Source organism: Pseudoduganella sp. GCM10020061, from assembly GCF_042683405.1.
In the GTDB taxonomy this organism is placed as follows: domain Bacteria; phylum Pseudomonadota; class Gammaproteobacteria; order Burkholderiales; family Burkholderiaceae_D; genus Telluria.
On sequence record NZ_JBHUJS010000003.1, the window covers coordinates 121,596 to 143,909 of the forward strand.

Here is a 22,314-nt window from a genome sequence, read left to right on the forward strand (position 1 = left end):
TCAACTGACTATGCTAATACCAGCGCATTCGCTGAAGCCGAACCCGCGCCATCCCGAACAGGCATGGCGGAAATGACTAACTTATGGCCGTTTCCGCCAACCCAGGGATGCAAAGCGCGCAAGCAGGATGAGCAGACCGCAGACGAGCAATGCCGAATGGCTGGGCTCGGGTACCGGGCTGGCGCTCAACAAAGCAGAATCGGGCTGCCCGAATGCATCCCAACTCCCCGGTGCATCGGGATTCCACGGGCTGGCGATAAACGAGAAATGGCCGGTGGTCTCGTTGCCGGCGATGAGCTCACGCGATGTCAACGGGCCGCCGGGAAAGCCATCAGGGTTGCGGAATTCCAGGGTGGTCGTGAACGCGTAGGATGAGTGGCCGAAACGCAGCTCGAGCACATAGCGGTCCGGCCTCAAGGTCGCATTCAAATAGCTGCCGCCGCTGATGGTGTAGGTGCTGCCGTCCACCGTGCGTCATCACGGATTTGGGGTTGGACTGAAAGGCGAACTGACCGTTTGAATCGGTGTACGCGAAGTAGTCGGCAGAGTCCGGGTCGAATTGTCCTGACAAGGAGTAGGTGAACGGTATCTCGGCGCCTGTACGCGTCACCCCGGTGAACAGATCGAGCCACGGAGAGTCCGCCCGGATCATGCCGGTCGCGCTGGCATTGATGGTTACCGGGTCGGCCAGCGCCAGCGTCGGCAGCAGCAAGAACAACATACTGCACCACTTGATCAAGTAGTTCATCGCCGCCTCCCTGTGTAACCGAAAGTTCAGTGTAGGCGAACGAGCGAATAGAAAGCGCACGGAGGCGCTTTACCCACATGCCGGAACGGCAATCCTCATGCCGCGCGAAACACGCCCGGCCTCACATGCCAAAGCGGCGCACGAACCACATTTTGGCCCAGTGTGTGAGAAAGGCATACATGCACAGCATCCCAGCCAGAAGTGGCCAGTAGGTCCACGGTAAAGGGCGAAAACCCAGGATGTGCCCTATTCCCAGATACGGAAGGAACACGCCGGTCAGGCAGATGAGCGCCGTCGTGGCCATCAACGCCGTACTGGCCTGGCTTTCGATGAACGGGATTTTGGCGGTACGAATGATGTGGATGATCAGGGTCTGGGTAAGCAGGGACTCGACGAACCAGCCTGTCTGGAACAATGAAGGATCATTCCATGCATTAAAGATGAAAAGCATCATCGCGAACGTGGCATAGTCGAACAGCGAACTGACCGGACCCATGACCAGCATGAACTTGAAGATATTCCGGATGTTCCACTGGCGCGGCCGTTCCACCTCGCTCTTATCCACGTTATCGGTCGGGATCGCCGTTTGCGATAAATCGTAGAGCAGATTATTGGTGAGCACCTGGATCGGGAGCATCGGCAGGAAAGGCAGGAAGATACTGGCGCCCAGTACGCTGAACATGTTGCCGAAGTTCGAACTGGCCCCCATGCGAATATATTTGGTGATGTTGGCGAACACCCGGCGCCCCTCGATCACTCCTCCCTGCAGCACCATCAGGCTCTTCTCCAGGACGATGATGTCGGCGGCCTCCTTCGCGATATCGACTGCCGTATCCACTGACACGCCGACATCGGCCGCCCTGAGTGGGGGACTGTCGTTGATGCCATCGCCGAGAAAGCCGACGACATGCCTCTTTCGCAGCAGCCGGACAATACGCTCCTTCTGGCCTGGCGTCAGCTTGGCGAAAACACTGGTGCCTTCCGCCGCGACCGCGAGCTCCTCGTCCCCCATGCTTTCGATCTGGCTTCCGAGCAGGATTGTTCCGGCATAGAAGCCGACCTCACGGCAGACTTCGCGTGTGATGATGTCATTGTCGCCAGTAAGAATCTTGACGGTGACGCCGCTGGCGGCGAGCGCGGCCAGCGCTTCGCGGGCGCTGTCCTTGGGCGGGTCCAGGAACGCGATGAAACCGACCAGCGTGAGGCCGGACTCGTCGGCGACAGAATAGGTCTCCTGCAGTTCAGCCAATTCCTTGTACGCTACGGCTACCACCCGGAAGCCGTCCGCATTGAGTTGGTTCGTTTCCTGCCTGGCTCTCGAAAAATGCGACGGATCCAGCGCTCCGCGCTCGCCCTCCGCTTCGTATCCTGTGCAAATGGCCATCAGCTCCTCGACCGCGCCCTTGCAGACAAGGACGTGGCGGCCCTCGGGGGTCGAGATCACGACGGACAGACGGCGGCGGGAGAAATCGAAAGGGATTTCGTCGACCTTGCTATATCCACTATCGCTGCCGAACATGCTGTGCATTTCCGCGTGCTCGAGCACGGCGATATCGAGCAAATTCTTCAGCCCGGACTGGAAGTGGCTGTTTAGCCAGGCATAGCGCAGCACCATGTCGGATTCGTTCCAGTGCAAGTCGAGGTGGCGCTTGAGAATGATCCGGTCCTGGGTCAAGGTGCCCGTCTTATCGGTGCATAAAATATCGATCGCGCCGAGATTCTGGATCGCCTCCAGCCGTTTCACGATGACCTTCGCGCGCGACATCGCCAGCGCCCCTTTCGCGAGATTCACCGTGACAATCATCGGCAGCATTTCCGGGGTGAGTCCAACGCCCACCGCCACCGCGAACAACAGGGCCTCCAGCCAGTCGTTTTTCGTCACCCCGTTGATCAGCAGGACCAGCGGGACCATCACGGAAATGACACGAATCATCAGCCACGTGAATCGGGCCACGCCCTTGTCGAACGCGGTGGGCGGCCGGCCACTGGCCACCTTGTCGGCCAGGTCGCCGAAAAATGTCGTGGCGCCGGTGCGAACGATGACGCCGGTGCCATATCCGCTTACCACGTTCGCTCCCATGAAGCACATGTTGGGCAGATCGAACGGGTTGTCGCTCACGCCCGTGAACGGCGCGGGAAATTTCTCTGCCGGCATGGCTTCGCCGGTCAGCGCGGACTGGTTGATGAACAGGTCGTTGGCGTCGAGCAGGCGCAAGTCCGCAGGAATCATGTCCCCCGCGGACAGCTGCACGATATCGCCGGGAACCAGTTCCTCGAGCGGCACCTCGGCAAAACCGCCGTCCGTCGTCACACCACGCCGCCGCACGCTCGCCGTATTCTTGACCATGGAGCGCAGGCGGGCAGCCGCTTCGTTGGACCGATGCTCCTGGATAAAGGAAGTCCCGATCGACAACATCACCATCGCCACGATGATGACCGCCGCACGCACATCGCCCAGCGCATAGGAAACGGTGGCGAGCACGAGCAGCAACCCATTCAAGGGGTTGCGCGCACGCGTCCACAACTCCCTGGCGATGGTGGGCCGTTGCTCCTTCGTGACGAGGTTTCGTCCGAATTGCTTCAGCCGCGCCTGCGCTTCGCCGATGTCGAGGCCGTCCAGGCGGGATGCGAGCGCCGCGCATGCGTCCGCAGCGGAGAGTTTGCTGAGCTGGTTCAGCTCCGCCGTTTCGGTTTGCTTGCGCTTGCCGGGTCCTGATGGATCGAGGGAGTACTTGTGCATGTCAATCCATCCGATCTGATCCGCAGGGGCGCTCGCGATCAACGGGCAAGGACATATTCTTACATCGTGGCGTGGCCGGCACCGCGCGAGAACACGATACCGGGCAGCATCGGCAACCAGAAGCTCAAGCCACGGAACAACATTGTTGCCCCCAGCGCGACCGGGATCGATGTGCCGCTATGCTGCAGCGCCAGGACAGAGGTGGCCTCGAACACGCCCAGGCCGCCGGGAATGATGCTGATGGTGCGCAGCAGCGACGCGGCCATGAAACTGACAAACACGCCGCTGGCGGTTGCCGTTTCGCCCAGCGAACGGATGAGAATCCACACCGTGGCTGCATCCAGCGCGATCACCATCAGTTGCAGCACGGTGCTCTTCATCATCAGCGGGAGGTTGCGCATCAAGGCAGGGTCCGCTTCTCCGAGAAGCGACAGAATCTTGCCCAGCAGCCGAATGTTCCTGAGTGCCGCCGGCAGCGAAATTCCGCGCGCAGCAAGAACCGCCACGCCGGTCAGCAATACGCTGATGATCGACAGGAATGCGGCAAGGGCAAGGATCAGCGGGCTTACCTCGCCGCCCATCAGCGCAATGCCGATCGCGAGGCAGAGCGCCAGCGCATAGGCGCCGTGATAGGCGACCCGGTCTACCAGCAGCGACGCCATCACGACGGCACGGGGAACGCCGCGCCGCTCGAGCGACCTGATGACAAAGACCGCCCCGCTGATGCCGCCCGACGGCAGGGCCTGGTCGATGAAGAGCTGGGCGAGGCTGAGTTTGAACGCGACGGGCATGGACACCGAACTTCCGCCAGCCCGCGCCACCACGCGCCAGACTTCGCCCTGCGCCAGATACGTCGCGGCCTGGACGAGGACAGCAACCGCCATCCACCATGGCTGAGCGCTTTCTGCGAGGCGCCACAGCGCCCGCTCCTCCGACAATTCGAGCGCGACGACGATCAGGGCGGCGAGTGCCGCGCCGCCGATGAGCCAGGACAGCCAAAATGCAATACGCAGCGGGGCCCGGCGACCGGTGTTGCCACGGTCTGTGCGTCTGTCAACGAAATCATCGAGTCGCATTGTTCGAAGCGCCGGTCGTCAGCCTTTCGGGTGTACGCCATACCGGACTTCCCCGCTTGATTTCCGTCAAACGAAGCGCAGGCGCAGACGGATTTCAGGCGAACGCAGGCAACTCTTGCACGCGACTGTCGCGATCCAGGCCGAACGGCCCTGATCAGGTCACGGGGACAGCGCCTGCTACGCTTGCGCGACCTTTTGGTCGATGGCGCCGAAGATGCTGCGCTTCTCGTTGTCGAGCATTTCGATGCGGATGGTGTCGCCGAACTTCATGAACTCGGTCACCGCCGCCCCGCCCTCGATGATCTCCAGGCAGCGCTTTTCGGCGATGCAGGAATAACCGCGGCTTGCGTCCTTGTTGGAAACGGTGCCCGAGCCGATGATCGAGCCGGCGCGCGCATTGCGTGTCTTGCACAGGTGCGCGATCAGCTGCGGGAAATTGAAGATCATGCCGGTGCCGGCATGCGGTTCGCCCACCAGCTTGCCGTTCCAGGTCGAGCGCAGCGGCAGGTTCACTTTGCCGTGGTTCCATGCGTCGCCCAGCTCATCGGGCGTCACCGCCACCGGCGAAAAGCTGGTCGCGGGCTTGGACTGGAAGAAGCCGAAGCCCTTTGCCAGCTCGTCCGGAATCAGGTTGCGCAGCGAGACGTCGTTGGCCAGCATCACCAGGCGGATGTGCTGCTGCGCCTCGTCCGGCGTCGCGCCCATCGGCACGTCGCCCGTGATGACCGCGATCTCGGCCTCGAAGTCGATGCCCCACGCCTCGTGCGCAAGCACGATGTCGTCGCAGGGGCCGAGGAAATCGTCGCTGCCGCCCTGGTACATCAGCGGATCTTCCCAGAACGATGCCGGCATCTCGGCGCCGCGCGCCTTGCGCACCAGCTCGACGTGGTTCACATAGGCGGAGCCGTCGGCCCACTGGTAGGCGCGCGGCAGCGGCGCCATGCATTGCGCCGGGTCGAAGTCAAAGTGGCGGCGCGTGCGCCCATTGTTCAGGCTGTCGGACAGCTCGGCCAGCTGCGGCGCGATGAACGCCCAGTCGTCGAGCGCGGCCTGCAGCGTGGGCGCGATGCCGTCGGCCATGTGGGCCAGCTTGAGGTCGCGGGAGACGACGGCCAGTTGCCCGTCGCGGGTGCCGTCTTTGATCGTAGCAAGTTTCATCAGTTTGAGTGCGAAATAATGGGGACAGACCCCGAAATGGGGACAGACCCCATTTTCGAAATGGGGTCTGTCCCCATTTTTATGCGAGGAGGGTGAGCTGGGCGGGGGTGAGGTAGCACCACTCGCCTTCGGCAAGGCCGAGGGCGTCGAGCTCGAGGCCGCCGATGGCGGAGCGGTGCAGCGCGGCGCAGTGGTTGCCGGCCGCGGCCAGCATGCGCTTGACCTGGTGGTATTTGCCCTGCTCCAGCACGATCTCGAGCTGGTGCTCGCCGTGCTGGATGCAGCGCACCGCGGCCAGCGGCGCCGGCTCGTCGTGCAGCTGGACGCCGGACAGCAGCTGGTCGATCAGCGCCTGCGTCACGGGCTCGGCCGTGGTGGCCTGGTAGACCTTGGGCACGTGGCGCTTGGGCGAGGATTGCGCGTGGATGAAGGGGCCGTCGTCGGACATCAGCAGCATGCCGGTGGTGTCGTGGTCGAGGCGCCCCACGGGCTGCACTTCGCGCCAGGTGAACTGCTCCGGCAGCAGCGTCAGCACGCCGGGGTGGTGGCTCGGCTTGCGCGAGCATTCGTAGTTCGCCGGCTTGTTCAACGCGATGTAGACGTGCTCGCGGTAGATCCACTCCTCGTCGAACACGGTCAGCACCAGACCGTCTGTCTCGATCGCGGTTTTGTAGTTCGTGTGAATTTCGCCGTTGACGGCGACGTCGCCATCCTCGATCAGGGCGCGGCAGTATTTACGCGTGCCAAAGCCCTGCGATTGCAGGATGCGGTCCAGGGATAGTTTGCTCATGGGGCAGAACTTTACCAGACGGCGCCTGCAAGCGGGCCATGATGCGGCCCTGCCGCCTCGGCGCTGCGGGAACAGTCCGCCCCCTCGGCTGGTTGTAGTCCTACAAAAATCCTTGAGGTAGATCAATCGCCGAAATGTCGCTGCCGATACACTGACAGCATTAGGAATTTACCTAATCCAACCCCCACAACGGCAGTCATCATGAGACGAAGGACGAATGATGAAAACTCAAATTCAAACTAGCCACACGGAAATCGAATACCCCTCCACGAATGCCATGGAACAGGCGGCGCTGCTCAAGGCGCGCTGTGCGGTGGCGCGGTGGCGATGCAGCGACCAGCTTCTCCTCGGGGAAGCTGAGGCGGCCAGCAGCGCGCAGGCGGAATGGTATGCGGAGCTGGAGCAGCGGATGTACCAGTGGATCGCGAGCGGCGGTCTGGCGCGGGATGCGGGAGGGCGCGCTCCCGTGGGATCGGAAAATTCCTGCGTCGGGTAAGCGGTTTTCCGTAGGGGACTGCTCGCAGCGGTCCGTGTCCCACAAACGAAAACGACGGCAATGCCGTCGTTTTCTCTGCCCCGTCGGGGACTTGGGTGAGGAATCAAGAATTCACTCAGTTTCCGCTACCATCGCGGCTGTAGTTTTCAATCAGGTGAATTTGCCAATCTTTTTTTTCGGCTCTCCAACAAAGAACTACACCCCCAATATTAGTCCACTTTCCCGACAATGCAAGCGCCGCACGCCCTATTTCTTCAGCGTACCGACGGGATCGGCGCGTGGGTCATGGCTTTCACGGCGCCCTCGCCCACCGCGGCGCCGAAGCGCTTGAGCACGCGCTCGGGCAGGCCTTCCTGCTGGGTGTAGTCGACCACGTCCTCGGCCTTGACGACGTCGCGGGCCACCGTGTCCACGGTGCCGAAGCCGTCTGCCAGGCCCATTTTGACGGCGCGCGCGCCGGTCCAGAACAGGCCCGAGAACATGTCCGGCGTTTCCTTCAGGCGCGCACCGCGGCCTTCGCGCACCACGGCGATGAACTGCTGGTGGATCTCGTTGAGCATCTGCTGCGCGTATTGCTTCTGGCTCTCGGACTGCGGGCTGAACGGGTCCATGAAGCCCTTGTGCTCGCCCGCCGTCAGCAGGCGCCGCTCGACGCCCAGCTTGTTCATCAGTCCGGTAAAGCCGAAGCCGTCCATCAGCACTCCGACGGAACCGACGATGCTGGCCTTGTTCACATAGATGCGGTCCGCCGCCGCGGCAATGTAGTAGCCGCCGGAGGCGCAGATTTCGTCCACCACCACGTACAGCGGCTTTTCCGGATATTCGGCGCGCAGGCGCTTGATCTCGTCGACAATGATGCCGGCCTGGACCGGGCTGCCGCCCGGGCTGTTGATGCGCAGGACGATCGCCGCCGCGCCCTCGTCCGAGAAGGCCTTGTTCAGCGACGGGATCACGTTGTCCGCAGCGCCGGTGCCCTCCACGTCGATTTCGCCGTCGATCTCGATCAGCGCCGTATGCGGGCCGATCTTTTCCTCCGCCAGCGACGGGAAGTCGAAGTCGAAGTAGGCCCACACGACCAGGAACACCATCATCAGGGTCAGCAGGCGGAAGAAGATGCCCCAGCGGCGCGAGGCGCGCTGCTCGCGCACGGTGGCCAGCACCAGTTTTTGCAGGGTCTCGCGCTCCCAGGTGGGCGTGTCGCGGTCGTGTTTGTTGTCGTCGCTCATGTGCTGTTATATATAGTTACCCCGTCTTCCCGCGCAGGGGGGCGGAGTCAGGCCGTGATCTTGTCACTGGGGTGCCAGTATATGCCGTTGTTGTCTTCTTCTACAGCAATTGCTTGCAGGCGCCCGCCCTTGCACGGCCCGCCCACGCACTCGCCGGTCTCGGGAGTATAGATCGCGCCATGCGTCTGGCACATGATGTACAGCCCGCTCGACTCGAAGAATTCGCCCTTGAACCAGTCCAGCTCGGTCGGCACGTGCGCGCAGCGGTTCAGGTAGCCGTAGGCCTTGCCGCCGCGCCGCACCACGAAGCCGGTCGCGGCCTCGCCATGCACCTGCACCGGAAAGCGCACGCCCTTGCCGCCTTCCGCCACCTCGCCGGACGCGCAGACGAAGATCCGCTCCGCCATCAGGCGTGCTCCGCCAGCCATTTGTGCAGCTCGTCCACCGAGGTGGCCGAGTACACCGGGTTGCAGGCGTGCAGCTGGTCGACCGGGTGCGCGCCGTACTGCACGGCGATGCCGTGCGCGCCGGCGTTGTTCGCCATCATCAGGTCGTGCGTGGTGTCGCCGATCATCACGGTGCGGCGGATGTCCTGGCCGAGCTCGCGGGTCAGCTCCTGCAGCATGGCCGGGTGCGGCTTGGAGAAGGTCTCGTCGGCGCAGCGGGTCGCGTGGAACATGCTCAGGAGGCCGGTGCCGTTGAGCGCGCGGTTCAGGCCCACGCGGCTCTTGCCGGTCGCCACCGCCAGGAAATAGGCCTTGGATGCCAGCTCGCGCAGCATCTCCTCCACGCCATCGAACAGCGTCAGCTCGTGGTCGCGCGACAAGTAATGGAAGCGGTAGCGCTCCACCACGCGCGGATACAGGGCCGGGTCGATGTCCGGCAGCGCCTTCTTCATCGCCTCCTGCAGCGACAGGCCGATGACGTGGGCGGCGGCCGACTCGTGCGGGACGGGCAGGCCGAGGTCACGGGCGGCAGCCTGGATGCACTTGACGATCGCGCCGGTGCTGTCCATGAGGGTGCCGTCCCAATCGAAAACGATGAGGTCGTATTGCTTCTTTGCCATTTTCTTGGTTCCACCAGCGTCCCGCGCGCGTCCCGTCACCCGCGCAGCGGGGACCCATGCTGAGCTGCCGGGGCCGCTCAGGCAAGCAGGCGGATTGCGAACTCAGCATGGATCCCCGCATGCGCGGGGATGACGGAGGCGGCGCGGAAGATGCCGGTACTAATTATGTAATCTGTTCTATTGCGGGCCGGCCTTCGCCGACGGATTGCCCAAGCTTACCAAGAAACGCTCGCATTCGCCGGGCAGCGGCGCTTTTACCGTTACCGGCTTGCCGGTGTCCGGGTGCGTAAACGTGATCTGGTGCGCATGCAGGAACATGCGCTTGAGCGCACCCCGCTTGTCGGTCGCCTTGAGCAGCTGCTTGTTCAGCGCAAAATCGCCATACTTGTCGTCGCCCGCGATCGGAAAGCCGCTCGAGGCCAGGTGCACGCGGATCTGGTGCGTGCGCCCCGTCTTCAGCTCCGCCTCCAGCAGCGCGAACTCCTCGTATTTCTTGAGCAGCGTAAACACCGTGTGCGATTCCATGCCGCCGGCCTGCACCACCACGCGCCGCTCGCCTTCCGGTGTCGTGTATTTATGCAGCGGCAGCTTCACGTGCTGGCGCTTGTTCTGCCAGTCGCCATACACCAGGGTCAGGTAGCGCTTGTCCGTGGTGCCGTCGCGCATCTGCTCGTGCAGGTTGGTCAGCGCCGAGCGCTTCTTGGCCAGCAGCAGCAGGCCGGACGTCTCGCGGTCCAGCCGGTGCACCAGTTCCAGGAACTTCGCTTCCGGGCGCGAGGCGCGCAGCTGCTCGATCACGCCATACGACACCCCGGAGCCGCCGTGCACGGCAATCCCGGCCGGCTTGTCGACGATCAGCAGGTGGTTGTCTTCGTACAGGATCGGGAATTCCGCGCCGGGCGCCGCGACCGAACTTGCCTTTTCGGCAAGCCTGATCGGCGGAATGCGCACCAGGTCGCCCGCTTCGAGACGGTACAGCTGGTCGATGCGCCCCTTGTTCACGCGCACCTCGCCAGAGCGAAGAATGCGGTAGATGTGGCTCTTGGGGACGCCCTTGCACACTCTTAACAGATAGTTATCGATCCGCTGTCCGGCTTCTTCTTCCGTGATTGTCACGAATTGGGCTTGAGGCGTAGAAATTCTCTCTAAGTCCTTCATTTTGAATATATAATCGACAGGCGGCGGTCAAACCTCTGCAGGTGTAAGAATTAAAACGATATTTTACACAGGGGCGTCTCCATCGGCCTCGCCTATTTTGCAAATACGATGGAAATAACGTGTACGCACAGCTTTGCGCGAATCAGGGTTGCACCCGTGTTGTAATCGGATGACGCGCAAGGGTGATGAGCTGGATAGTCTGGATTTGTAAGGATAAGTACCTGTCAGCCCGCCGCAAGGATGGCTTGCAGGATAAATGGCGTCGATAACGCTTGCCGTGTCCGCCTGGCGTGGAATGTGTCGCTGCACCCTGAAGCAGGTTGCCGACTGCCTGGCCTGGCCCACTACGTGTCAGCATACCGCCCGCCCGTCGCGCGCCCCCACGTGGCCGCAGCGATGGTGAGTACAAGGGTGACGAATTGCGCTCGGCATGTCGATCGCCGTCCATTGCGCCGAAATGCATCGGCCCCTCGCCGCTGCATGCCATAGGCATACCCACCTCCGACAACTCCGCTCGCGTACATCCCCTGTACTTTTACAGAGACCCTTCGGGGTTGCGGAGTTAACTTAAAAATGAAACGCATGTTGTTCAATGCGACGCAGCAGGAAGAACTGCGCGTCGCCATTGTCGACGGTCAGAAACTGATCGACATCGACATCGAGACCGCTGGCCGTGAGCAGCGCAAATCCAATATCTACAAGGGCGTCATCACCCGCATCGAGCCTTCGCTCGAAGCGTGTTTCGTCAGCTACGGCGAAGACCGCCACGGCTTCCTGCCGTTCAAGGAAGTCGCGCGCACCTACTTCCGCGAAGGCGTGGACGTGCGCAACGCCACCATCAAGGATGCGCTGCGCGAAGGCCAGGAAATCATGGTCCAGGTCGAGAAGGAAGAACGCGGCAACAAGGGCGCAGCCCTGACCTCGTTCATCTCGCTGGCCGGCCGCTACCTGGTGCTGATGCCGAACAACCCGCGCGGCGGCGGCGTATCGCGCCGTGTCGAGGGGGAAGAGCGCCAGGAACTGCGCGAGACCATGGACAAGCTGGACCTGCCGCAAGGGATGTCCGTGATTGCCCGCACCGCAGGCATCGGCCGCACGGTCGAAGAACTGCAGTGGGACCTGAACTACCTGATGCAACTGTGGCGCGCGATCGAAGGCGCCGCCAAGTCGGCCAACGGCCCGTTCCTGATTTACCAGGAATCGTCGCTCGTGATCCGCGCGATCCGCGACTACTACCAGCCTGACATCGGCGAGATCCTGATCGACACCGACGAGATCTACGACCAGGCGCACCAGTTCATGAGCCACGTGATGCCGGACATGGTCCACCGCGTCAAGCGCTACTCGGACGACGTGCCGCTGTTCTCGCGCTTCCAGATCGAACACCAGATCGAAACCGCGTACTCGCGCACCGTGCCGCTGCCATCGGGCGGTGCGATCGTGATCGACCACACCGAAGCGCTGGTCTCCGTCGACGTCAACTCGGCCCGCGCAACGCGCGGCTCGGACATCGAGACGACCGCCTTCCACACCAACTGCGAAGCGGCCGAAGAAGTGGCCCGCCAGCTGCGCCTGCGCGACCTGGGCGGCCTGATCGTGATCGACTTCATCGACATGGAAGTGGCCAAGAACCAGCGCGAAGTCGAGCAGCGCCTGAAGGACGCCCTGCACCATGACCGTGCACGCGTCCAGATGGGCAAGATCTCCCGCTTCGGCCTGATGGAACTGTCGCGCCAGCGCCTGCGCCCTTCCCTGTCGGAAGGCTCGCACGTGACCTGCCCGCGCTGCTCCGGCACCGGCCATATCCGCGACACCGAGTCGTCCGCCCTGCAGGTGCTGCGCATCATCCAGGAAGAGGCGATGAAGGAAAACTCGGCCACCATCCACGTGCAGGTGCCCGTGGACGTTGCCGCCTTCCTGCTCAACGAAAAGCGCGGCGAAGTCCTCAAGATCGAGACCCGCCACCGCATCAGCGTGATCCTCGTGCCGAACAAGCACCTGGAAACGCCGCACTACAAGCTGGAACGCATCAAGCACGACGACCCGCGCCTCGAAGCCGCCCAGTCCAGCTACACGCTGGCCGAGCAGGCCGACACCGACATGGCCTACGCCAAGCGCGAAAAGGAAGAACTCAAGCCGCGCCAGGAAGCCGTCGTCAAGACCATCACCCCGGCACAGCCGGCGCCGATGGTGGACCGCTCCGAAGCGACCAAGCCGGCGCCAGCGCCCGTGCTGGTGGCAAAGGAGCCGGAAGGCTTCCTCTCCAAAGTGTTCGGCTTCTTCTTCAAGAAGGAAGAGCCGAAACCGGTGGCCGTCGCTCCTGCAACCCCGGCCAAGCCGGCTGCGGGCGAACGCGGCGATCGCGCTGGCCGCAACCAGCGCAACCGTGGCGACCGCAAGAAGGGTGGCCGCGACCGCGAGGAAGGCAAGGAAGAAGTCTCCAAGCTGGAGTCGGCCGACAAACCTGGACGCCAGAAGCGCGAGCCACGCCCGCCGCGAGAAGCGCGCGAGCCACGCGACCAGGAAGCAGCAGTCACCGCAAAAGCCGAGCGCGGCGAACGTCCGGAACGTGCCGAGCGCGCGGAACGCGGCGAACGCGCAGAGCGTCCGCCACGCCAGCCGCGTGAGCGTGGCGAGCGCGCCGAGCGTCCGGTAGCAAGCGAAGCGCAAGCCGAGGAAACCAAGGCCAAGGTCATCCTGCCGGCAGTGGGCGGCATGGGCAACGCCGGCGTGTCCGTCGAGGTCGAACAGGCGCCGGTCAAGACCGTCAAGCAGATCGGCCCGAACGGCGAAGAGATCGAAGTGGAAGTGGGCGGCGACGAGCCGCGCCGCCGCCGCCGCCGTGGTGGCCGCAACCGCAACCGCCGCGACCGCGACCAGGTCGAGGGCATGGAAGCTGAAGGCACGGAAGGCACGGAAGGCGCCGAAGGCGTGACCGTGATCGCCACCGGCGAAATCATCGAGGCCGCACCGGCCGCCGCCGAAACGCCAGCGCCAGCAGCGCAGGGCGAGGGCCAGCCATGGTGGGCGCCTGAAAAGGTAGAAGCCCTGCACGCCAAGGCTCCGGCCCAGGCGGAAGCGCCGGCAGCAGAGGCGCCAGTTGCCGCAGCGCCAGTGGAAGCGCAAGCTGCCGCACCTGCACCGCAAGCCGTGACCACCGTTGCCCCGGCAGCGGAATCGGTCGAGCAGGCGCCGGAGGCTCCGGTTCCTGCAGCGGAATGGGTCGCGACCGAAACCCCGGTCGTCGCACCGGACACCAGGGTGGAAGTGCCGGCGGCCGAGACCACGGCAGCAGCGGTACAGGGCAACCTGTTCGCAGCAGCGCCGGTCGCAGCAGCGGCACAGCCAGCGGAAGCCCCGGCAGAGGCGCCTGCCGCCGAAGCTGCACCGGCAACCGAAGCGCTGGCCGACGCCGTTCCGGCCACCGCATGGACGCCTGCCGAGACCGAAGTCGCCCCAGCCGCCGAGACCAGGACCACAGCTGCTGCCCCGGCAGCGGCAATCGCCCCTGCTCCGGCATCGACCGCCGACCTCGACTCGCTGCTGAGCGCGGCCGGCCTGAGCATGGCGAGCACCGACCCTGCCAAGCTGCGTGCAGCGCAAGAGCAGACGGCAGCAGTTGCCGCCGCTGCCCCGCGTCCGCGCCGCGAGCGCAAGCCGCTGCCGCCGGCGGAAAACGAACCGCTCGTCCAGGTCGACACCCGCCGTTAAAAAGTAGGGGGCCATCCCCAGCTTTTTAGCCGCAAAAAAGGGAAGCCAGCACACCGGCTTCCCTTTTTTCATGGGGACGTCCCGCCTCGCCCCGAACAACGAGCCCGTCACCACCGTGATGGCCACCGCGTGATATCGTATTGGAATGTCTGAGAAGATCATTCCGCTGCGGGACGCGCGCCTGCCGCCCACCCCTCTTCCATCGGCCGTGGAAGCGCCGACCGGCCTGCTGGCCGACGCGCTCGCGCGCCCCCTGCACGACCTGCGCATCTCGGTCACGGACCGCTGCAACTTCCGCTGCGTCTACTGCATGCCGAAGGAAGTGTTCGACAAGGACTACCAGTACCTGCCGCACAGCGCCGTGCTGACGTTCGAGGAGATCGTCCGCATCGCGCGCATCTTCATCGCGCACGGCGTCGAGAAGATCCGCCTGACCGGCGGCGAGCCGCTGCTGCGCAAGGACATCGAGCGCCTGGTCGCCATGCTGCGCCAGCTCGACACGCCGTCCGGGCGCCCCATCGACCTGACGCTCACCACCAACGGCTCCCTGCTGGCGCGCAAGGCCAGGGCGCTGAAGGAAGCGGGCCTGGACCGCGTGACCGTCTCGCTCGACGCGCTGGACGACGCGACCTTCCGCCGCATGAACGACGTCGACTACGCGGTCGAGGACGTGCTGCGCGGCCTGGACGCCGCGCACGCCGCGGGCCTGGGCCCGATCAAGGTCAACATGGTCGTCAAGCGCGGCATGAACGACGGCCAGGTGCTGCCGATGGCGCGCCACTTCAAGGACAGCCCGTTCATCCTGCGCTTCATCGAATACATGGACGTGGGCGCGTCCAACGGCTGGAAGATGGACGAAGTGATCCCGTCCGCCGACATCGTGCGCATGATCTCGGCCGAGATGCCGCTGGTTCCGCTGGACGCCAACTACAGCGGCGAGACCGCGGAGCGCTGGCGCTACGCCGACGGCAGCGGCGAAGTCGGCATGATCTCCAGCGTCACCCGGGCCTTCTGCTCCAGCTGCACGCGCGCGCGACTGTCCACGGAGGGCAAGCTCTACACCTGCCTGTTCGCGACCGGCGGGCACGACCTGCGCGCCCTGCTGCGCGGCGGCGCCAGCGACGCGCAGGTGTCGACTGCGGTGGCGCAGCTGTGGCGCGCGCGCACCGACCGCTATTCCGAAACACGCACCATCAACACCGAAGGCCTCGCGCCGGCGGCACGCAAAGTCGAGATGTCCTACATCGGCGGATAAATGCACAAGAACGAACAGATCACCGGACTGGTACTCGCGGGCGGCCGCGGCACGCGCATGGGCAGCGTGAACAAGGGGCTGCAGCCGTTTCGCGGCACGACCATGGTGCAGCATGTGCTGGAGCGGCTCGCGCCGCAGGTCGGCCCCCTCGCCATCAACGCCAACAGCGACCTCGATCGCTACGCCGCCTTCGGCCTGCCGGTGCTGCCGGACGTGACGTCCGGCTTTGCCGGCCCGCTCGCCGGGCTGGAAGCGGGACTGCGTGCCTGCAAAACCGATTACCTGCTCACCGCGCCGTGCGATTCGCCCTTCCTGCCGCAGGACCTGGCGGCGCGGCTGTTCGAAGCGCTGCAGGCCCAGGAGGCCGACGTGGCCGTCGCCGTCACGCAGGAGGGCAAGCGCAGGCAGCCGCACCCCGTGTTCTGCCTGGTGCGCGCGTCCCTGCTGCCGTCGCTGAGCGACTACCTGCAGAATGGCGGACGCAAGGTCGATGGCTGGTACGCGCAGATGAAAGTGGCCGAAGTGATGTTCGAGGATGCCGACGCCTTCCGCAACATCAACACCAGCGAGGAACTGCATGAGCTGGGAGGGGGACCGTCCCCGCAGGGGATCGTCCCCTCAGGCGACAGTCCCCAGGCCGAGATCAGCGTGCGCGATGCGCAGCGCGTGATCCGCGACACGGTCAGCCCGGTGCGCTCGGTCGAACACGTGGCCCTGCGCTCGGCCCTCGGCCGTGTCCTGGCGCAAGACGTGATCTCGCCCATCAACGTCCCCGCCCACGACAACTCCGCGATGGACGGCTACGCTTTCGCGGGCGCCGGGCTAGGCGAGACCCCGCTCACGCTGCGCGTCGTTGGCACCGTGTATGCGGGCCGCCCTTCCGCCGCCGTTCCCGCGGCGGGCGAATGCGTGCGCATCATGACCGGCGCGATCATGCCGCCCGGCTGCGACACCGTGATCCCGCAGGAGCTGGTCGCATCGGCGGAGGGCGACACCGTCACCATCGCGCCCGGCAGCGTGCGCACCGGCGACAACCGCCGCTTCAAGGGCGAAGACCTGCAGCAGGGCGCCCCTGCCCTGCGCCGCGGCAAAGTCGTGCGCCCCGCCGACCTTGGCCTGATGGCATCGCTCGGCCTGGCCGAAGTGCCCGTGCAGCGCCGCCTGCGCGTCGCGTTCTTCTCGACCGGCGACGAACTGCGCTCGGTCGGCGAACCGCTCGCCGAAGGCTGCGTCTACGACAGCAACCGCTACACCATCTACGGCATGCTGCAGCGCCTCGGCTGCGAAGTGATCGACATGGGCGTCGTGCGCGACAGCCCGCAAGCGCTGGAAGAAGCGCTGCGCAGCGCCTGCGAGAACGCGGACGCCATCATCACCTCCGGCGGCGTCTCGGTCGGCGCGGCCGACTACACAAAACAGGTAATGGCGCAGCTGGGCGACGTCACGTTCTGGAAGATCGGCATGCGGCCGGGACGCCCGCTCGCGTTCGGGCGCATCGCATCGAATGGCCGCAGCGCCCTGCTGTTCGGGCTTCCGGGCAATCCGGTGGCGGTCATGGTGTCGTTCTACTTCTTCGCGCGCGAAGCGCTGCTGCGCATGATGGGTGCGGAAGCGCCGCTGCCGCTGCTGCGCGCGCGCTCGGTCGCGGCGATCCGCAAGAAGCCTGGCCGTACGGAGTACCAGCGCGGCATCCTGTCGGCCGATGGGCGCGAGGTGCGCATCACCGGCTCGCAGGGCTCGGGCATCCTGCGCTCGATGTCGGAAGCGAACTGCATGGTGGTGCTGCACGATGGCCAGGGCAGCATCGCAGCGGGCGACGAGGTCGACGTCCTCCCCTTTGAAGGCCTGGTGTGAACAAACGGTCCCCGGAAAATAAATCCGAAATGATTAGGTGGATTGCCCAAATCCATGTATATTGACCTCTGCACTTCATCAAGCCGTAGTTATTGTTGGTCTCTTGCCCGTCTTGCTCTTCACAGAGCCATTCCTGTTTGAATCCCCATCGGTTGTATGTCTCTTGGTCGCAAGTGCGTCCCGGGCTTTGCCCTTTTTATTCAAACGTATTAGAGGAATGTACTCATGTCTATCCAAACCGGCACCGTCAAATGGTTCAACGATTCCAAGGGCTTCGGCTTCATCACTCCTGACGCAGGCGGCGCGGACCTGTTCGCCCACTTCCAGGACATCCAGGCCGACGGCTTCAAGAGCCTGAGCGAAAATCAACGCGTCTCGTTCGAGCGCAGCACCGGCCCTAAAGGCGACAAGGCGAGCAACATCCGCCCTGCGTAAATAGCGCCAGTCACATGATGGCACCATGCAGATAGCGTGGGCCATCCGATGCAGCCACTCTCGCACCACGCAGATAGCGTGGGCTGAAACGAAGCGCATCGCGGACGATTGAAGAAAGCTCGCCAAGTGCGAGCTTTTTTTATGCGCGGGACCGGTACTTGTCGCCAAAGATGCTCAGCTGTATTATCGAAAATCCATTTTTCGACTAGCGAGCAGGCCGATGGCAACCGTAGTGTTCACCCACAGCGTCACCAGCAATGGACAACTCGTCCTGAACCTCTCCAGCGCGGACCTTCCCGCCGGCGAACTGGCGTTCTCGCTCGCGTTCACCTACAACGCCCAGTCGGTCCGCTACGTCCAGACCAGATTCACCGGCTCGTCCGGATCCAGCATCAGCGCCGGCGTCATGAACGGCCAGGGAACGATCGATGTCCAGGGCACCCTGTCGCCAAGCGCCAACGGTTTCGCCAGCTTCGTCTTCGACGCGTTCGGCGACGGTATCTTCGACGCCAACATCACGAGCTTCACGATCAACGGCACGCCGGTGACCTTTACCGATCCTGCGCCATACGCCTATCACCTGCCGCTCACGCTCACCGAAACGCTCGCGATCACGCAGGACATGATCACCAGCGGCACCTTCAACCCGTTCGACACCTACTCGCCGGAGCCGACCGTCAAGGTCCAGGGCCAGCACGGCACGGTCACCTTCAGCGACATGATCAACCGCGGCGAGTGGACCTACACGCCGGAGCCGGGCTTCTATGGCCGCGACTCGTTCACCATCGCCGTGTCGCAGGGCGGCTCGACCAAGGAAAAGACCTTCGTCCTCGACATCAGCCCGCGCGGCACGCCGAACTACGACACCTTCCATGCCAGCGCCGCCGACTACACCGTGGACGGCCGCGAAGGCATCGACACGCTGGTCTACAAGGGCGCGTTTGCGAACTTCACCATCGCCAGGAACGAATACGGATTCACCATCGTCGACAAGACCGGCGCCGAGGGCACCAATGAACTGGTGAACGTCGAGCGCATCAGGTTCGCCGACAAGACCTTCGCCCTGGACGTCGATGGCAACGCCGGCCAGGCCTACCGCCTGTACCAGGCCGCGTTCAACCGCACGCCGGATGGCGAGGGCCTCGCTTTCTGGATCGGCGCGCTGGACAAGGGGGTGCCGATGCTCACCGTGGCACAGCACTTCATCCAGTCCGCTGAATTCCAGACCGCGTATGGCAGCAACCTGACGAACGACGAACTCGTGCGCCAGTTCTACCAGAACATCCTGCACCGCGCAGGCGACCCGGATGGCATCGCGTTCTGGAAGGGCGTGCTGGACGACGGCGTGGCGCGCTCGGCGGTGCTGGCCGCGATCAGCGAGAGCGAAGAAAACCGCGACGGCCTCGCCGCGCTCATCGGCAACGGCTTCGCCATCCCGGACATCGGCGGCTGAGCATGAGCGAGCAAAGCGCCCTCTCCAGGAAACTCAAGCTCAAGGCCGGCGCGAACGCCGCCGTGGTCAACGCGCCCGGCGGCTATCTCGATGCGCTCCAGCCTTTGCCCGAGGGCGCCACCATCGCCGGCAAGATCAAGGGGCCGCACGACTGGATCCAGCTCTTCTGCGCGACCAGGGCCGACCTGGAGACGCTCGCGCCCGTCGCTGCCGGGGCACTCGCGCCATCGGCCATGCTGTGGCTGTGCTTCCCCAAGGGCAGCTCGAAGATGCAGACCGACCTCACGCGCGACAGCGGCTGGGATGTGATGGAGCGGATCGATCTCAAGTACGTCACGCTGGTGTCGGTCAACGATACTTGGTCCGCGTTTGGCTTGCGCCCCTACAAGGCGGGCGAAGAGCGGCAGGCTCCCTGGACATCCCGGCGCCCGTAATTCCCCCCTGCCCCCGTCCCCGCGTACCCGGGGACCCATGCTGAGCTTCCCGACGGGCAGCGCGAAACAGACGCGTACCGCAATGGCGCAGCATATTCCCGAATACGGACTACACTGAAAAAGCATCACCCTTCCGCATCTCAGCAGGTGCATCATGCCGGGCCGCCGCTTGCTCTCGACTTTCGCGCTCGCTTTCGCAGCGACCGTGGAAAGTGGCGCGCTTGCCGGAACCCTGCGCAGCGCGCCGCGCCTGTGCGAGCGCATCGCCCTCGACGCTACAGCGCGGCCGTCCCCCGATCCCCTGTCGCGCGCAGTCACCGATCTTGCGCATCGGCTGATCCGGTTCGACAGGCAGGTGGAGCACGGCGCGGTGTTTTACCGCGCGCGTGACGGCACCATCCGCACAGGCGAGATCGCGGTGGGCGCGAGCGATACGGTTGACATCGTGGTGTCCGCATACGACGGGGAAACAATTGCGGGGGTGTTGCACACACACGCGAGCTATCCGTACTACCTGGGAGACCAGGCGCGCTTGTCGCGCGAGGATATCGAGTTGGGCACGCTGCTGCTGGCCTTGCCGGGGACGGAGCGCGGGCTGCGGCTGTATATCGTCGATGTGCGGGCGAGAACGCTGAGCGCCTACTCGGCGCGGTGCTAGGACGGGCGGCGCCGTGATACCGGAGGCCCGGTGCCGCGGCGCGCGCTGTACCGTGCGCATCGCGGCGCGCTGGCCGTGGCGGAATCGGCCACAAATGGGCCGATTCCGCCAAATCGCGCACGCGCGAAATCGGCGCGATCCGGCGGAGAAAAGTCGGGAGGGTTGAGCGCTATCTGGACAAAGCGCGAGCGGTCGCCAGCAATGCGTCGCGCGAACGGTCATCGACGCCGGGCGTGCGCAGCTCATACAGCATGCCGTCCACGAACCACATCAGGCGGGATTCGGAGCGCCCGGAACTGCTTTGTTTGCTGAGGAGCATGGCTGGGGCGCCGTTGACGTCGGCATTGATCATCTCCCGCGTGAACATGGCCCCGCCGCCGTTGCGCAAGTCGGTCTCTTCGAGGATCACGATGCCCAGTTCGGGGTGACGGAACAGTCGCGCCACGCCGCTCCACACCGTACCCCTGCGCACGCCGCCCGGGATGGCCGCGTCGGCCAGCCCGCGCAGCGGTGTCGCGTCCAGCCCGGCCGGCGCAAATCCAATCTTGCCGGCCGCAGTCACCTCGGACAAGGGCTTGCCACGGGCACGATAATGCGCCTCGATGGCGTCGAAATCCGGCAGGCGGCCTTCGGCGGCCGGGACCAGCTTCTGCTCTTTCATCAGCCGAACGTTTTCGCGCAGGACTTCCTTCGCTGCGGGCAGGATGTCCAGCTCGTCGATCGAGTTCACCGTCAGCCCGCCCGGTAGGGTCCGCTGGGGCGGAGGAAGCGGGTCGTCCGCCCAGGCCAGCGGCTGGCACCCCAACAGCACGACGCCCAGAAGGACACTGACGGTGCGTTTCATGTTCACTCCCCGGGAAGTTCTTCTTCGGTGGGCAGGAGCAACTGCGCGGCTTCGGCCGGCAGCGCTTCGACGGATTTGAGCTTGCGCGCCATCTGGCGGCTGCGTACCTCGGCGTTCTCGATATTGCGGGCGGCCTTTTCCAAGGTGAGCTTGGTGGCGTTGAGGACGTCGCCGAACTTGGTGAACTCGGTCTTGACGGCGCCGAGCACCTGCCACACTTCGGAAGAGCGCTTTTCCAGGGCCAGCGTGCGGAAGCCCATCTGCAGGCTGGAGAGAATCGCCAGCAGCGTGGACGGACCCGCGATCGACACCCGCAGGGTGCGCTGCAGCTCGTCGGCCAGGCCGGGACGGCGCATGACTTCCGCGTACAGCCCTTCGGTCGGCAGGAACAGGATGGCGAAGTCGGTGGTGTGCGGCGGCGCCAGGTACTTTTCGCAGATGGTCTTGGCTTCCACGCGCACGCAGCGTTCCAGCTCGCGGCCGGCCAGCGCCACGCCGTCGCTGTCGGCCCGCTCGGCCGCATCCAGCAGCCGTTCGTACTGCTCCTTGGGGAACTTGGCGTCGACCGGCAGCCACATTGGCGTGCCGTCGTCCGACGTGCCGGGCAGCTTGATCGCGAACTCGACCCGCGCGCCGCTGCCGGCGATGGTCTCGACATTCTTTGCGTACTGGTCCACGGTCAGCATCTGCTCGAGCAGCATCTCCAGCTGAACCTCGCCCCAGGTGCCGCGCGTCTTGACGTTGGTGAGCACGCGCTTGAGGTCACCCACGCCGACGGCCAGCTGCTGCATCTCGCCCAGGCCCTGGTGCACCTTCTCCAGCCGCTCCGACACCTGGCGGAACGATTCGGTCAGGCGCGTCTCCAGCGTGGCGTGCAGCTTCTCGTCCACCGTGCGGCGCATCTCTTCCAGCTTGGCCGCGTTGTCGGCCTGGAGCTCGCGCAGCTTCGCTTCCAGCGTGCCGCGCACTTCCAGCATGCGGCGCGCATTCGATTCGCGCATGGCCTCGATGGCCTGGGTGGTGGCCGCGGTGGACTGCGCAAGGCTGGCCGAGATCTCCTGCCGGGTGGACTGGGCGCTCATCTGGAGCGTGCGCTCGATGCGGTCGAAGCGTTCGGCGTCGCCGCTGCGTCCGCGCAGCATGGCGACGATCTGCAGCACGAGCACCAGCGCCAGCGCGCCAAGGAGGAGGAAGAATTCGAAGTGCGTCATG

The 22,314-nt window shown here is 64.6% G+C and carries 19 protein-coding genes; 8 read left to right on the plus strand and 11 right to left on the minus strand.

The window, feature by feature from the left end; translation table 11 throughout:
• Positions 1 to 81: 81 nt before the first annotated feature.
• The 5 genes from ACFSQR_RS07985 to ACFSQR_RS08005 form a co-directional block, all read right to left on the minus strand.
• Positions 82 to 468: a hypothetical protein gene (locus tag ACFSQR_RS07985; protein ID WP_377729164.1), complete on the minus strand. Its 387-nt coding sequence runs from the start codon at positions 466 to 468 to the stop codon at positions 82 to 84.
• 401 nt (positions 469 to 869) lie between these two features.
• A complete protein-coding gene (gene mgtA / locus ACFSQR_RS07990; RefSeq protein ID WP_377729165.1) occupies positions 870 to 3,488 on the minus strand; it encodes a magnesium-translocating P-type ATPase in 2,619 nt (872 codons plus the stop codon).
• A gap of 59 nt (positions 3,489 to 3,547) precedes the next feature.
• Positions 3,548 to 4,564 (minus strand): YbhN family protein, encoded by a 1,017-nt coding sequence (locus tag ACFSQR_RS07995; RefSeq protein WP_377729166.1) that lies wholly within the window; start codon positions 4,562 to 4,564, stop codon positions 3,548 to 3,550.
• Positions 4,565 to 4,741: 177 nt separating this feature from the next.
• Positions 4,742 to 5,722 carry a fumarylacetoacetate hydrolase family protein gene (locus tag ACFSQR_RS08000; RefSeq protein WP_377729167.1) on the minus strand — a complete coding sequence of 327 codons (981 nt, stop codon included), beginning with the start codon at positions 5,720 to 5,722 and terminating at the stop codon, positions 4,742 to 4,744.
• A gap of 79 nt (positions 5,723 to 5,801) precedes the next feature.
• The gene (locus ACFSQR_RS08005; RefSeq protein ID WP_377729168.1) at positions 5,802 to 6,512 is read right to left on the minus strand and encodes a pseudouridine synthase; all 711 of its coding nucleotides are present in this window, start codon (positions 6,510 to 6,512) and stop codon (positions 5,802 to 5,804) included.
• 217 nt (positions 6,513 to 6,729) lie between these two features.
• On the opposite strand from ACFSQR_RS08005, the gene ACFSQR_RS08010 reads away from it, so the two are divergent.
• Positions 6,730 to 7,008, plus strand: a complete 279-nt coding sequence (locus ACFSQR_RS08010; protein WP_377729169.1) for a hypothetical protein — start codon at positions 6,730 to 6,732, stop codon at positions 7,006 to 7,008.
• 254 nt (positions 7,009 to 7,262) lie between these two features.
• Here the strand turns inward: ACFSQR_RS08010 and ACFSQR_RS08015 are convergent, their stop codons facing one another.
• From ACFSQR_RS08015 to ACFSQR_RS08030, 4 genes are all read right to left on the minus strand, one after another.
• The gene (locus ACFSQR_RS08015; RefSeq protein WP_377729170.1) at positions 7,263 to 8,234 is read right to left on the minus strand and encodes a S49 family peptidase; all 972 of its coding nucleotides are present in this window, start codon (positions 8,232 to 8,234) and stop codon (positions 7,263 to 7,265) included.
• Between the two features lie 47 nt (positions 8,235 to 8,281).
• Positions 8,282 to 8,662, minus strand: coding sequence for a Rieske (2Fe-2S) protein (locus ACFSQR_RS08020; protein ID WP_377729171.1), 381 nt, complete (start codon positions 8,660 to 8,662; stop codon positions 8,282 to 8,284).
• Positions 8,641 to 9,300, minus strand: coding sequence for an HAD-IIIA family hydrolase (locus ACFSQR_RS08025; protein ID WP_377729172.1), 660 nt, complete (start codon positions 9,298 to 9,300; stop codon positions 8,641 to 8,643). Before ACFSQR_RS08025 ends, ACFSQR_RS08020 begins: the two co-directional genes overlap by 22 nt.
• 177 nt (positions 9,301 to 9,477) lie before the next feature.
• Positions 9,478 to 10,458, minus strand: a complete 981-nt coding sequence (locus ACFSQR_RS08030) for an RluA family pseudouridine synthase (protein ID WP_377729173.1) — start codon at positions 10,456 to 10,458, stop codon at positions 9,478 to 9,480.
• Positions 10,459 to 11,031: 573 nt separating this feature from the next.
• Between ACFSQR_RS08030 and ACFSQR_RS08035 the strand changes: the two genes are divergently transcribed.
• The 7 genes from ACFSQR_RS08035 to ACFSQR_RS08065 all read left to right on the plus strand — a co-directional run bounded on the left by ACFSQR_RS08035 (position 11,032) and on the right by ACFSQR_RS08065 (position 20,258).
• Positions 11,032 to 14,169, plus strand: coding sequence for an Rne/Rng family ribonuclease (locus tag ACFSQR_RS08035; protein WP_377729174.1), 3,138 nt, complete (start codon positions 11,032 to 11,034; stop codon positions 14,167 to 14,169).
• Positions 14,170 to 14,314: 145 nt separating this feature from the next.
• Positions 14,315 to 15,424, plus strand: coding sequence for a GTP 3',8-cyclase MoaA (gene moaA / locus ACFSQR_RS08040; RefSeq protein ID WP_377729175.1), 1,110 nt, complete (start codon positions 14,315 to 14,317; stop codon positions 15,422 to 15,424).
• Positions 15,425 to 17,278, plus strand: a complete 1,854-nt coding sequence (gene glp / locus ACFSQR_RS08045) for a gephyrin-like molybdotransferase Glp (RefSeq protein ID WP_377729176.1) — start codon at positions 15,425 to 15,427, stop codon at positions 17,276 to 17,278. It abuts the gene before it with no gap.
• A 225-nt stretch (positions 17,279 to 17,503) separates the two neighbouring features.
• A complete protein-coding gene (locus ACFSQR_RS08050; protein ID WP_377729178.1) occupies positions 17,504 to 17,713 on the plus strand; it encodes a cold-shock protein in 210 nt (69 codons plus the stop codon).
• Between the two features lie 220 nt (positions 17,714 to 17,933).
• Complete coding sequence (locus ACFSQR_RS08055) at positions 17,934 to 19,166, plus strand: DUF4214 domain-containing protein (protein WP_377729179.1); 1,233 nt, start codon at positions 17,934 to 17,936, stop codon at positions 19,164 to 19,166.
• 2 nt (positions 19,167 to 19,168) lie between these two features.
• Complete coding sequence (locus tag ACFSQR_RS08060) at positions 19,169 to 19,600, plus strand: hypothetical protein (protein ID WP_377729180.1); 432 nt, start codon at positions 19,169 to 19,171, stop codon at positions 19,598 to 19,600.
• Positions 19,601 to 19,754: 154 nt separating this feature from the next.
• On the plus strand, positions 19,755 to 20,258 hold the full coding sequence (locus ACFSQR_RS08065; RefSeq protein ID WP_377729181.1) for a hypothetical protein: 504 nt from the start codon (positions 19,755 to 19,757) through the stop codon (positions 20,256 to 20,258).
• A 169-nt stretch (positions 20,259 to 20,427) separates the two neighbouring features.
• Here ACFSQR_RS08065 and ACFSQR_RS08070 read toward each other — a convergent pair whose 3' ends face one another.
• Positions 20,428 to 21,102 carry a hypothetical protein gene (locus ACFSQR_RS08070; RefSeq protein ID WP_377729182.1) on the minus strand — a complete coding sequence of 225 codons (675 nt, stop codon included), beginning with the start codon at positions 21,100 to 21,102 and terminating at the stop codon, positions 20,428 to 20,430.
• A gap of 2 nt (positions 21,103 to 21,104) precedes the next feature.
• A complete protein-coding gene (locus tag ACFSQR_RS08075) occupies positions 21,105 to 22,313 on the minus strand; it encodes a DNA recombination protein RmuC (RefSeq protein ID WP_377729183.1) in 1,209 nt (402 codons plus the stop codon).
• Position 22,314: the final 1 nt, after the last annotated feature.

Excerpts from the sequence above, each read along its gene's own strand:
- ACFSQR_RS07995 (WP_377729166.1), bottom strand. The coding sequence starts at position 4,564 with ATGCGACTCGATGATTTCGTTGACAGACGCACAGACCGTGGCAACACC.
- ACFSQR_RS08060 (WP_377729180.1), top strand. The coding sequence starts at position 19,169 with ATGAGCGAGCAAAGCGCCCTCTCCAGGAAACTCAAGCTCAAGGCCGGC.
- ACFSQR_RS08070 (WP_377729182.1), bottom strand. The coding sequence starts at position 21,102 with ATGAAACGCACCGTCAGTGTCCTTCTGGGCGTCGTGCTGTTGGGGTGC.
- mgtA (WP_377729165.1), bottom strand. The coding sequence starts at position 3,488 with ATGCACAAGTACTCCCTCGATCCATCAGGACCCGGCAAGCGCAAGCAA.
- ACFSQR_RS08025 (WP_377729172.1), bottom strand. The coding sequence starts at position 9,300 with ATGGCAAAGAAGCAATACGACCTCATCGTTTTCGATTGGGACGGCACC.
- ACFSQR_RS08055 (WP_377729179.1), top strand. The coding sequence starts at position 17,934 with ATGGCAACCGTAGTGTTCACCCACAGCGTCACCAGCAATGGACAACTC.
- ACFSQR_RS08050 (WP_377729178.1), top strand. The coding sequence starts at position 17,504 with ATGTCTATCCAAACCGGCACCGTCAAATGGTTCAACGATTCCAAGGGC.
- moaA (WP_377729175.1), top strand. The coding sequence starts at position 14,315 with ATGTCTGAGAAGATCATTCCGCTGCGGGACGCGCGCCTGCCGCCCACC.
- ACFSQR_RS08000 (WP_377729167.1), bottom strand. The coding sequence starts at position 5,722 with ATGAAACTTGCTACGATCAAAGACGGCACCCGCGACGGGCAACTGGCC.
- ACFSQR_RS08005 (WP_377729168.1), bottom strand. The coding sequence starts at position 6,512 with ATGAGCAAACTATCCCTGGACCGCATCCTGCAATCGCAGGGCTTTGGC.
- ACFSQR_RS08065 (WP_377729181.1), top strand. The coding sequence starts at position 19,755 with ATGCCGGGCCGCCGCTTGCTCTCGACTTTCGCGCTCGCTTTCGCAGCG.
- glp (WP_377729176.1), top strand. The coding sequence starts at position 15,425 with ATGCACAAGAACGAACAGATCACCGGACTGGTACTCGCGGGCGGCCGC.
- ACFSQR_RS08020 (WP_377729171.1), bottom strand. The coding sequence starts at position 8,662 with ATGGCTGGCGGAGCACGCCTGATGGCGGAGCGGATCTTCGTCTGCGCG.
- ACFSQR_RS08030 (WP_377729173.1), bottom strand. The coding sequence starts at position 10,458 with ATGAAGGACTTAGAGAGAATTTCTACGCCTCAAGCCCAATTCGTGACA.
- ACFSQR_RS08015 (WP_377729170.1), bottom strand. The coding sequence starts at position 8,234 with ATGAGCGACGACAACAAACACGACCGCGACACGCCCACCTGGGAGCGC.
- ACFSQR_RS08035 (WP_377729174.1), top strand. The coding sequence starts at position 11,032 with ATGAAACGCATGTTGTTCAATGCGACGCAGCAGGAAGAACTGCGCGTC.
- ACFSQR_RS08075 (WP_377729183.1), bottom strand. The coding sequence starts at position 22,313 with ATGACGCACTTCGAATTCTTCCTCCTCCTTGGCGCGCTGGCGCTGGTG.
- ACFSQR_RS08010 (WP_377729169.1), top strand. The coding sequence starts at position 6,730 with ATGATGAAAACTCAAATTCAAACTAGCCACACGGAAATCGAATACCCC.